This window comes from Escherichia sp. MOD1-EC6021, assembly GCF_002965245.1.
Classification (GTDB): Bacteria; Pseudomonadota; Gammaproteobacteria; order Enterobacterales; family Enterobacteriaceae; genus Escherichia; species Escherichia coli_F.
This window is the reverse complement of sequence record NZ_PTRU01000011.1, coordinates 114,475-127,259: the sequence shown is the minus strand read 5'-3', so window position 1 is coordinate 127,259 and position 12,785 is coordinate 114,475. Positions and strand designations below refer to the sequence as shown.

Here is a 12,785-nt window from a genome sequence, read left to right as displayed (position 1 = left end):
GATTAACCCTCCGCTCCGGTGATAACAGCAATTACCTGAATGTAGGGTTCTTTTTCAGTCGTCATGGTGTCCTCAATCCATTCAATATAGCTGTCAAAATTGTGTTCTATTTCGCGTTGTCTCTGCTCTTTACGGCTCTGCTTAACTGACAATTGCTGTTTGTTATCGGCAAAATCCAGCTCAAGTTGGCTCAACTGCCGCCCACGCAAAACGTCCAGCTTTTGCAGATGCTCATTCAGTTGCTGGTTAATGTGCGTTTCAAACGCATTCCGATCATGGATGAATACCTCCCGGGCATGAGCAATAGCCGCTTCCAGTAAATCCTGCTGGCGCTGGTGATTACGATCTTTACCGCCGCTGTTAGTCAGCTTGTTACTCAACTGCGGATGACGTTGTAAAAACTCAGCGAATGGCTGACTGCCGATTAGCGATTCACGGTTAAAGCTCACCACTATCCACGGGTTCACCATCGGATGTGATTTACGGTTCGGGAATAACCCGGAAAGAATGAAGTGATCTTCATCGGGTTCAAGCAGGTATGGCAGCCGGATAACCGGAGCCTGATGACGACCAAAAGCCGAAGAGATTTTATCGTCCAGCCACTGCACTACCGGGTTGATTTGCCAGAGATACTGCACATCGGGCCAGGCATGTTGCTCACCGCGAGCGCGTGCAATCGCGTCGGTGATGACGGTTTTATCCTGACTTAAATAGAGCTGCCAGTTCTCCGGCGCGATTTCAGGCGGTAGCTGGTTGAAGCGGCGGCGTAACTCCTCCGGTGCCACCAGCGACAAGGTATTATCAGGCAAGGTTTCATACTGGATAGTTTGACCACTGGCTTTCAGGTAACCCAATGCTCTTTCACAGTACGCCTGTTCGCTGGCAAACAAGCTGGTGTCTGTTTCGGTAACCATTGAGGCATCGCTGGAAACCGCACTGCATATTTCGCCAAACAGATCATGTTCGGCGCTTTCCGAGACGTTGCTGTTCAGCAGTTGATCAAACAGGCTGGCACCATCATCCTGCATCATGAACTCTGCAACCTGCTCTTCTTCCTCTTCCTGGGTAAATTTGCCGGTAAACTCCGAACTGTCCCCAATGTTCTTCTGCGCCTGTTCGTCTTTGTTGATCAACACTTCCAGTACGCGCATATCGCCATTGATCTGTGGTTCGCTGGCCTCGGTAAGCAGATAGCGGATTTGAGGCTGATGTTTTTGCCCATAGCGGTCAATACGCCCGTTACGTTGCTGGAATACCATCAACGACCACGGAATATCAAAGTGAATCATTTTGTGGCTAAGGTGATGCAGGTTGATCCCTTCAGATGCCACATCCGAACAAACCAGAAGACGCAACGGCGACTGCGTTTTACCAAAGGCTTCTACGGTTTCCATCAACACCGTATCGCCCTGATCGCCGCGCAGCGTGGCGATCTGATCATCTTTCAATTTCAGATCCGCTCGCAGTTGCTGTTCGAGGAACTCCAGCGTTTTAATGCTTTCGGTGAAGATCACCAGGCGATCTTCCGTGTTATTGGCTTTCCAGGCAAGGTCTTTACGGATGGTGTCGAGCAGCAACTGGTATTTGCTGAACTGGCTGGCATCAATGTTATTCAGCGCCAACAGCAATGACTCCAGTTCGTTGATCTGGCTCTGGCTATTATGATCTTTACGGCTCTCAAGACGCTTCAGACGATTAGCCACTACGCTGGCACACGCCATCGGGCTGGAAAATAGCGCTTTTTCGAGAGTTATCTTGAACAGACGACCTTTGTTAGACTGGGCCTGTTCATCGTCATCATCACGGAACTGACTCTCAACCAGGCGACGGTATGCTTCTTCTTCGGCACCGGATGCCAGGCGAGTCAATTTGACAATATTGCGCTCGGGGAACTCGCCAGACATCTGATCTTTCACGTCTTTTTTGAAGCGACGGACAACCAGATTTTTATCGGCAAAGTCGGCGTATACATACTCTTTCGGGTTGGCGATCGCCGTCGGGTCAAGCATGTTCATCAGGCTGGCAAAACTTTCAGCTTTACCATCATGCGGCGTCGCTGAAAGCATAATCAGCGTATCGCTACGCCCGGCGAGCAGTTTTGCCAGTTTACTGCGTAACGAACTGGTTCCACGTTCTGCGACGTTATGGGCCTCATCAATGACAATAATATCCCACCAGGCATTTTCCAGATGGTGACGATATTCAATATCTTGTTTCAGCGTATCGATGGAGATAATGGTCTTGTCAAAATAGTGAAACGGGTTGTGGTTGGTAGGGATGCGGTTACGCACCTTTTGTAAACCAGCAGAATCCAGGCGGGTCAATGGGATCGCAAAACGGCTCCAGAACTCCTTCTGGAATTGTGTCAGCATCGATTTAACCGCCAGAACCAGAATACGTTTTCCGCGCCCACGACGGATCAGTTCCGAAACCAGAATACCCGCTTCCAGCGTTTTACCCAGACCGACAGCGTCGGCAATGAGTATCCGCTGACGCGGTTGTGCCAGCGCCATCCGCGTAGGATCGAGCTGAAACGGCATGGAATCCATCGCCGCCAGATGTCCAAAATGGACTTTACTGTCTGTCGGTACGCGTTGGCGTAACTGACTTTCAATATACAACTGTGCCGCCTGATAATTGGCGGATTCATCTTCCACCAAATGCGTTTTTGCGGGATCAAGGATCTCTACTTTTTGTTCCAGTTTGGTCAGAAATAACCCTTCTTTACCGCGCACCAGCTCTGAAATACCATCGCAGGTCAGCAAATACCCACCATCACCACTGTCATCCGCCCGGCGAATACGCCATTCGGCATCACGAATAACCACCCGCATACCAGGTGCATAATTTTGCTTATTCATCGGTTTTTCTGTCTATTTGGGGCAGTGGCGGTAACGTCATCCTGAAAAATGTGGCGCGGCACACTGCGATAAAAAAGAGGGCCTTAAAGATATCATGAAGGCCCCCGGCAAAGTGACAAAATGGGAGGGAATGCGCATAAATTGCGCATGATTTTCAAACAAAAATTATTAAAAAGTGAGCTGGGTCAACTCCCCTGGAAGATATCCCCAGGGGAGCAATTATTTATCCAGCGATAACATAACTCCTAAGGTCATTACCCGGGGCAACAGCTCGCGCTCGCGTGTTTGCCAGCCGTTCAACTTGCTGCGGTACTCGTAGAGCAAAATCAAAGAAGGTGTCTTCAATACAGCGCCAGTAGCTAAGCCCCATGTCGAGCAGGACATAATGCTGACTGCCATCGCTGAAGGTGACTGTCAGTTCTCGTCCATGCTCCGTACTCTGGTTATCCCCCGTTAACCAGCTAATTGCTCCCGGCCACGCTGGCCCCAGATATCCTTCTTCAAGTAAAGTGGTCACAACCTGCTGACGATCTTCCTCATTAAGCCACGCGTTATAGAGAGCGTCGTGTTGGCGAGAATTGTAATCCAATTTTTTGACGCAAACAGTGAGGCTGGCACGTTCCGCCATTCCCTGTTCAACCAGCTCAGTTAAGATTTCACCTAACAAACGCGCCGTGAATGGGCTATTAAGATAACGATCGCTGTACTCAACATGCGTTATCTCTTTGTGGCGGGTAAATGCCTGCTTCCAGCCAGCGTGCTGTTGCGTGACTAACGACCAGAAACGCGAACCAAACCCTTCCAGCGGCCCGTCCAGTTGCTCGCAGAGGTTGATGCGCACCGCCCCGGTGGGTAAGGCGGGCAGTAAATCTTCTGCACTTAAGGTCTGACCCGAGAAGGTTTTTCCGGACGTTCCTTTAAGTGTCACTACTGGTGAGGACGCACTTTGTCCCCATAATTCACCAGGTGCAACGGTAGCGCTGTCGTCTGCGGCCCACTGTTGGCTTTGCCCTTCGCGAGTCACCTGCGCAAGCCAGCGCCCCTTTCCTTGCATGAGTTGCGCAGTGGCAATGGATTTCACTTGTAAGCGTCCTCCCGGCATCGCCGCCAACGCGGAAAGCTGATGTCTGGAGCTATCAGTTAAGTTTGCCAACGGCGTGGCCACCAGCAACTCAACATACCCACCGGAGGAGGCAAACTGGAGCAACTCTTTAAATAATGGCCATTGGGCAAAATCCCACTGTTCCTGCGGCCCCGCAAGAACCAGCGAGCAGGAGTCATAAATCTCGCTGTTCAGGCATTGCGCAATACGTAAACTCAGCGGGTTAGTTTCAACCCGGCTACCATCGCCGAAGTACTGATATTCTGGCGCGAGGTTAAGTCGCTGCAACCGTACATTGGTAAGCAGGGTTAATGCATGGTGACGATCTAATCTGTTGACATAATGCTGACTGTCGTAGCTGAGCAAGCAGTGGTGACAGAATTTATCGCAACTGCAATCGAGCAATTTTCTGGCGTAATTAAAGACATCAGCCCAATGGTCGATCAATTGCACTGCATAACCTGCACCACCCGCATTATTGTCGTAAATGAAGATGGAATATCCGGTATAGCCATTGATATCGCGCGCTTGCTGCGTCGTCACGCCCAGCTCAGTATTTTCGATACCCAATTTATGCGCTAACCCTTCACGCAAAGCGACCGCAAGGGATCGCGCGGCAACCTCATCACGGATCAACAGGCCATTATCATCATTGAGTTGCAGCTCAACCATATCTGTACGACTGCTATACCCCAACCACAGATCTTTATGCACATGACCGTGGCACAATTTATTGCTCCCCTGACGATCGTTACTGCCCCCTCGCAACAGGTAATGCGTATTTTCCCGCTCTGGGTTCTTTAGATTTTCAGGGGTACGCTGGGGTTGAGTTTGAGATTCTGCCCGACCACATGAGAGGCAAATTGCGTAGCCGTGCCCAAATTCCCCTTCACTGAAGTGGAACAATTCCCCACTATGGCTAAAACGGTAACGTCCTAGCCCAGCATCGGGTAAAGAAACCCACACCGAAGACGGTACAAGAACACGTGGATCTTTCCAGGGAAGTTGTGCAGGCATGGATACATCATTATGTGCCTGATAACGAATATCTGTCGCAAAACCAACAGGCTGTAAATAACGCTTCACATCAAGTTGCTGTATATCCGCTTTGCAGTGACTACATTCGACAGGATGGGTAGCACTGGTTGCCCCCGCACCACATTTACGGCAATGCCAGAACCACGGAATATGATGATCGCCTGACAGCTCCTGCCCGCTGGCAAGTACCTTGCCAAGCATAATGCCCGAGGAACGATATACTTTTCCGCCCAATACCACATCTGCACCAGGCGCATACTCGCGTAATGCTGTAGGTAGATCACGGCTGGGCAATTTTTCAATACGACGAGAAAAGCTTTCTCCCCCTTCATTAGGGTCAGCCTGAGTAGCTTTTATTGCGCGACGTTTTTCCAGCTCATCTGCCGTCAGATAATTGAAATTGACGACGCCAACCGGGAAACCATGCCCCGGCAGGAACGCTTCACTAATGAGTTTAGAAAACAGATATGCACCGCGATAATCACGAAGCTGATAAGCGATGGCTTTACCTGCTGGCGTTTCTTCCCACGCGCTGTTATCCGCCTTCAACGCTTCGATATTTTCCAACAGTATCGCAAGTTGGCTTCTCCAGCGGATATCAACCTGCTGCATCATTGCTTGTGTGCGGGTCAAGAGCTGGGTTGCCGTCAATGACATCAGGACGGTTCCCTGAGTAAGGCGTTTAAGTTTATCCGCCAGCTGATCGGCCTGGTGATTTAACCAATGGAGAAAACGAAGACACTGGCTCTCATCACCTTCAAAGAACCATTTGCAACTCAGTTTTGTCGCATCAGGAACTTCAGCTCGTAAAAACAGACCTAAAACCAGGGCATTAACATGTCGTTGAACAATACTACTGCTCCCAAAACGAACCCGTGGCGCACTGGCAGTAGTGTTGAACGCCCAGAGGGGGTCTTTGAATACCTCCATTCCATGCGCCGTGTTTTTACATAACGTAATGGCAGCAGATGCACTCTCTCCACGACGCCCCGCGCGACCTGCACGTTGCAAATAATTTGCCGGAGCTGGAGGAACGTTGTTCATTGCCACCAAACTCATACCACCAATATCCACCCCCATCTCCATGGTCGTGGAGCAGTTCAGCACATTAACTTTGCCTGACTTAAATTGTTTTTCATTAAACTGGTTCTGCTCAGGCGTTCTCTGCGCAGAGTGTTCCTCCAGACGATACCAGCTATCTTTCAGGGCCAGTCGGTCGCTGCGAGTAGACCATAATCCTTCCTCGCGGGCATGTTGAATCAGCGCATTACTTTCCAGCCACTCCAGACGTTCTTCTCGGGCGATTTCTCCACCACCAGACAAACGCCAGTGACGTACAGGAAGCTCAGGCATTTCAATCAACACAGCTTTTTCAGGTGCAATTTCTTTGCTACCCGGTAAATACGGAGAGTATCCCAGTAACGTGACGTCTAACGCACGTCGAGTATAGGGGCAACGCCACACTTGCTTTGGACTGTAAAATTCAGCTTGTTGTTTAATATCCAGCTGATAACCCGACTCAAACTGACGTAAGCAGGGTCGAATTGCATCCCAGACCTCAATCATTAAGTGGTTAACTAACGATTTCCAGTGAGCCTGCTCAGGTTGTATTGCCGGAAAGACTGCAATTAATAGCTTAATGACCCGGTTATAATGGCGATCGCGTATTTGTGGCCAAAGTTGATCACGTTTCTGCCCTTTGTTTTTTTTATCTGGACCCTGGAGCATTTTTACCGGGAAACGAGCCCCCATCCAGCGAGGGTATTGCTCGTTTTCGTAAAAAACGGCACTGTTTTCACGTATAAAGAAATCAAGAGTAATCTTCAATAAATTACGCCATTCCGCTAATTGCTTATCGGGATCGGGTAATAATGTCTTCCAGTCCTGCGGGCAGGTTGTAACTTTATCAATAAATGGATAGTGAATGGCTACCAGACCCAGACTTTCGAGGGTCCAGGCATTTTTAGGGCGGCGACCAAACTCACTGTATAAACAAAAATCTGCAAACTGTTGTTTAGTAAGATCAAGCCCAGACAATTCTTTAAAACTGCCTCTCATTCTATCGGCAAGGTCCACACTGCCAACCAGCTGTTCAGACAGTGTTTGCCATGACATGGTTTTCTTCTGCTGATTGCCAGAGTTAGCCTGGAGTATTTGCATCGCTTCAGCATGATCCGGGCTTAAGGAACTCACCATCGGCTCGATAATTTTAAGTGCCTGAATGTCCGCCGGGCTAAGCTCTTCATTAGCAACCATCGCTTTTTTCAGCGCGTCAATAGAGTTTTTTAAAGGAAGGATAGAAAACTGGGTAATAAAACTCTCTAACAATGCGCAGTGTGCCGGGCTGAGCTTTGCTGATGGCTCATTAATATTTGCCAACTCCTGGTAACAAAGAGCTCGCAACGTCGCTTTATCGGCATCCTGCTGTAAGCGGGCAGAAATGCGGGCAGTGCCCTGACGTGAATCCGTAAAGGTGAGCAGACGTCGACCATTAAACGGTCCTAACTGCTCTTCTCTTGTCTGCGGTAATGGTGAAAACTCCAGCAGAGTAGGAATAATTTCATTTAAAAAAAAGGGCGCGCCAAGTCGAAGCGGACGGAATAAAGGATTATTTTTTCGTTGGGTGTCACCACAGCAAACACAAGCAAAGGAATTATTACGTCCCTCACCTCGAGACTCCGGTCTTAACAGGTTTATTTCATAGTGCTTTTGCGCTTCACTATCAATTTTCCCCGCCGTCGTTTCTTCCAGTGAAATGATATATTTTTCACCATCGATCGCAATCAGACGATCAAATTGAGAGTTATTGTCTAATTCATCGTTGTCTTCATCTTCAGAATAAACATCCACATCAAGAGCAAATTCATCCACTTCGGCAGCAGCGGGTTGCGCTACCAACCAGTTCGTTCCATCACCGCGCACCTCCTCTTTGGCAGACAAATAAGCTGAACCACACCCGGAGCAACGTAAAACTTCAAATACCGGCGCACCACAGTCACAATATTGGCGCTGCTCAAACCATACCTGACCAAATGGCCAGTCACTCTGATTTAATTCATGCGCTTTATGTGAGCATTGTTTGTTTGAACATGCCCATAGACCCGCCAGTGTTCTGATAAACCCATGCATACGTAATGGCGTAAAAGCCAGTTCACCTTCTCGCGATCTCGCCATTAGGTCGAGGAGTTGCAGTAACTCACGGTGATTAATATCTGGCCAGGTTCTTCTGGCAACATTGAGCAACTCACTCAAACGTACTGCCTGCCGTCCGGGATGAGTTAACGCCTGACGCAATTGCTGGGCCACACGGTAATGACAAAGCTGTTGGTAAAGATCCTGAGGGCTCAAAGATTTAAGAGAAGTTAAAGATGTGGGATATTCATGACGAATCAGCGACTCCGATACCCGCGGTATTTGTCGATAGCCGCGAACCACTTTGACATCACGTTCTGTAACGCCCGCAAGATCAGCGACAAATTTAGCAAGCTCCTTATTACCTTCAGGAGAGTCTTCACCAATAGTGGCAGAGGTCGCGATAATCTGCACAGGTTTATCTGTGCCAGGTCCAACATTGAAAGCCTGCATAACACGACGTAAAAGCAGCGCTAACTCAGCAGCCTGAGAACCAATATAACTATGGGCTTCATCCAGGACGATATACTTTAACATCCCCTGAGACTTTTCGATGATTGGGGCATCTTTACGACGAATCAGCATATATTCCAGCATGGTGGTATTCGTCACCATGATGGAAGGTGGTGCTTCGTAAATGGCTTCCCGACTCAAAGCTTGTTCAGGTACTTTCAACTGATCTTCCTGAACTTCGTATTTGGTATGCCGGGTTTCGCCATTATATAGCGCGAAGCGTATTTTCCCCTTAAATCCGCGCGTCCATTCGCGAAGCCGCTCCTGTTGGCTGTTAATTAATGCATTTAACGGATACAAGAAAATAGCTTGTGTCCCTGTTAGTGACTGACGGGTCGATTTTTGCTGACGAATAAGATCTTCCAGAACCGGTACCATAAAGCATTCTGTTTTCCCGGATCCCGTACCGCTGCTCACTAACAAGGATTTTTTGTCTTCCAGAATCGTTCGCCACGCCGTAAGTTGATGACGAAATGGCACCGGCGCTTTGCTCAATGCATCAACCAGCGGGCTGGAAATTAGCTTGTCCCGCAAATCCTCCATTGTTTCATCCGCAGGCATCCAGCCGAACGTGCTTTCGAATACCGGGTCTGCAAGCAGTGACCCCTCCTGACCGGGAGGCTGGAAATATTGTGATTCCAGATAATGAGTCAACGACTTGCTCCGCAATGCCAACTGACTTACCACCGACCTCACCGCGCGCTGATGAAGCTGATTTAGAAGTGGCGCATAATGCAGTTGCTGAACGTCCATCAATGACATACTCCTGCTTGTTCAAAATAATATTGATAGATTACCCCTAATTGCTGCGGGGCTTGCTGATAGTGGAATTCAAAAAGCGCAGACAGTTGATGTATCAAGTTATTATCTTTTTGGGTTAACAGCGCTGCGACTAACATCAAATTAAAACGTTTTTCAAGCCGTGAGTGATATTTATCTTCAATCCAAAGCTTATTAAAAACAGATTTTAACTCTGGAGTAATAGCACTAGACCAAAGTTCTTTAGGGAAGATACTGATACGCCCAAAGCTGTCGGGGTTCCTTAATAGCATCTGTTTAGCTTCATTAAACTGCTCACGACTAACAGTTGGCAAGACATTACAACCGGCTGGTAGGAGTTCGCCATATGTAAGTAACATATTCGCAATGGGAGTCAGACGACGATCGATATGTGCACGATGGTTCATAAAAGCAATAAAGGGTTGCAATATATGTAATGCTAATGTTTTATCGTTAATCTGTTTTTCCAGATAAGCCCAACACTTTTGAAAAACATCTTTCCAGATTGAAACGGGAATCCATCCCCATGAAAAGGGTAATTCGTCCTGTATATCATAAATCGTATCGCTATCACCAGAAAGACATGATGATATTAACAACTGAACAACTACGCGGTAATTACTCGAAATACCTCTGAACAAATCCAGATCCAGCAAGGATAAGCCATTATTCATTTTGTATTTCTTAATATACTCCGTTAATAAACAGCAATAATTTTGCAAAGGATTGTTATCTATTTCAAAAATTAGCTCATTAAAATATTTTTTTCGCTGTTCTGGGTCTGCTTCGCATAGAGCATTTAGTAATAAATCATTTGTCTGCAATACAGGTAGCATCCATTTAATTACTGGTGCAATGCGAGCTGTACCATCAAGTTTTCCCACAATTAACCATGGACTATCCTGAACATTCAGAGCTGAAAGATCATAAGCAAATTCATCTTTTTTTAGCAATGATTTGTGTAAGCCAGGATCCTTAAGAGAAATAGCATCAACAACCAGTTCGTCTATTCTATTTGCAGGAAAAACAACAGAATTTTTTATATCAACCAGCAACCCTTGATCGTGTTCAATAAAACTACCATCGTAGCGTTTAATATTGAGTGTTGCTTTATCCTTTCCAAATCTGTCAGAGTAAAAATCAACACATAATGTACTATTGCTGTTCCATGCACATGCCAGCATAGAATTTAGCAAATTATAGTTCTCATAAAGTGAAATTTGTTGTAATTTGTCATTGCGTCCTGATAAAAGAGGAAGGTCGGCATGTAAATAACGGAATTTTTCAGCTACTGGATTTTCATCCAATAACTCGATATTAAGATATCCTCTTCCAGCACATGACATGGTTAATAACTCAGCATCTATTCCATGCAAATGTGCTATAGATGCCACACCATCAAAATGAACAGAACCATCATTAGTTACAAATCGGCCACCGCTAACCGGCTTAGGTAATAATAGTTTAAGATTAGAACCATCTTTCCAGGAGACCCGTAAATCAACGGTATTTTCCAGCATCTGCGATGAATTATAATAAATAGCACACTCGTTTTGTGAATAATCGGACTTAAGTGTTACTTTTTCATTGTTTGTATATTTGTCAATTCTAGTATCCGTTATACCAGAAAGCATTATGATGCCTTGCTGAGCACTCTCAGGTATAATATTAATATCGAAGTCTGCTGGTAAAACTACAACTTTACCGCTAAATAAAACCTCATCATTAACTATTCGTCTGACTTCTATCTGTCCTTTTGGCATTTCTGATGCGACAGAATACCAGGCATTGTTACCTGAACGAATGGAACGCCAAAAAAGTTCTTTCTCCGGTACAATGCCATATTGCAGATCCTTTTTCCAACCGATCTTCGGCCAGGCTCGATGGACAGGATAATCCGATTTAACCAGTTCAACTTCTGTCGATTTAATATAATATTCAATCGCAGAATCATAAAGTTGCTGGGTGCGAATTGTACAAACTGCACCATCATGTAAAACAACACTAAATACTCCACTTATTTTAGTTAAGCTGCGTTCACTGTTTTTCAGCAACCTTGGGATATCAAACTCACCTTCTCCACTAATATCTAAATGGCTATTTTTCGGTAGCGAAATAAACAGAGCATTTAGCCTGGAACTCACAGACCCCATACCGACAAGTTTTAGCTGCGATTCACTCTCATTCATCGCTTCAAAAACCCAGGGGAGTTCTTCAGTAAGTTCATAACCGCCTTTTGGAATTGTGTGGCCTAACAGAATTGGACCTTCATGAAGCGACAACGAGATTTCGGCCATTGCATCTGCACCAGAGAGCTTTTGCATCGCAATAGGTAATAACTCGACCCGCCAATCTTGCTGCTCATAACGGCTTAGCATTGCCAACCTTGCCCCGCCATTTCTCCATTTTCCTGAAATGATGAGTCGGGTCTGCTCCGGCTGAATATTGCATTCAAACAAAGAGGTTAACTGTTCTGTACGCATTGTGGCCGGGAATCGGAACCGGGCATCACAATACCAACTGTCATCAACATCGACCCAGATTCTTTCAACCTGAAGACTACTTGCACTGCGTATTTCAGAAGATTGAGAAAGTAATCGCCTTACAATCTCTGCAGCATTCGCTTCGGGGAGAACGAGTGGAAGTTGAAGATGCCAGTCTGGAGAGAGCTTACGTAATGCAGAAACGGGATCACTGCTTTGAGGTGGATGCTCACTAAGTAATCGGCAGAGAGTCTCGCAGAATTCACCGGCTATTTCATAGACCAGTTCGTTTTGCATTGTGACAGGAATCGTATCGCCTAATTCTTGTGCAATTTTAGCGGCAGGATATTGAGATGCTTGCCCACGAAGCGCCTGATATATCCTTCTGAAATAGGTAATCAAATAACCGCTCTCATTTTCAATCATGCGGATAGGTAAACCACCTTCACAAGCCAGTGTATGCAGATAACCCGAAGCTTGCCCCAGGTTTCTTATCTTTCTTTTCCAGTAGCGAATGCCATCATTAACCAGCTTCTGTCGATGAACATACGGAACTTTCCAGTCAATAGAATCTAAAATTGTGTCCCATTTAGGGTGTCCGACCGTATGAGTCCGGCGGATAAACTCTGCGGCATATATGCTAAATAGAACATCGCTATAGGAAATGAATATCGTTCTTGGATAACTACGAGGGGCATATGTACGCAGTAGTTCTGCCAAACTTTCGTACTCTGTATCAGTACAACGGTAAGCATATAACGCCCGTCCATCAGCTCCGGATAATGAACGGCGACTAAAAAACATGTTAAGCCATTGCAAAAGTGGGTTAACTGGAGTTTTCACAAGCAACCTGCCTTCCTTTGATACAATTCGTAA

At 46.6% G+C, this 12,785-nt stretch carries 3 protein-coding genes; all 3 read right to left on the bottom strand.

All coding sequences use genetic code 11. The features are described from left to right. Positions 1–2: 2 nt before the first annotated feature. Entirely contained in the window at positions 3–2,861 is a 2,859-nt protein-coding gene (locus BEB54_RS14690) for a DEAD/DEAH box helicase (RefSeq protein ID WP_123059741.1), read from the bottom strand. Between the two features lie 223 nt (positions 2,862–3,084). Beyond that, entirely contained in the window at positions 3,085–9,399 is a 6,315-nt protein-coding gene (locus BEB54_RS14685; protein ID WP_105277776.1) for a DEAD/DEAH box helicase, read from the bottom strand. Next, positions 9,399–12,758 (bottom strand): STY4851/ECs_5259 family protein, encoded by a 3,360-nt coding sequence (locus tag BEB54_RS14680; RefSeq protein ID WP_123059740.1) that lies wholly within the window; start codon positions 12,756–12,758, stop codon positions 9,399–9,401. Before BEB54_RS14680 ends, BEB54_RS14685 begins: the two co-directional genes overlap by 1 nt. Positions 12,759–12,785 lie beyond the last annotated feature (27 nt).

What these genes read in the sequence shown, in the direction of transcription:
- BEB54_RS14685 (WP_105277776.1), bottom strand. Translation starts at nt 9,399, where the DNA reads ATGGACGTTCAGCAACTGCATTATGCGCCACTTCTAAATCAGCTTCAT.
- BEB54_RS14690 (WP_123059741.1), bottom strand. Translation starts at nt 2,861, where the DNA reads ATGAATAAGCAAAATTATGCACCTGGTATGCGGGTGGTTATTCGTGAT.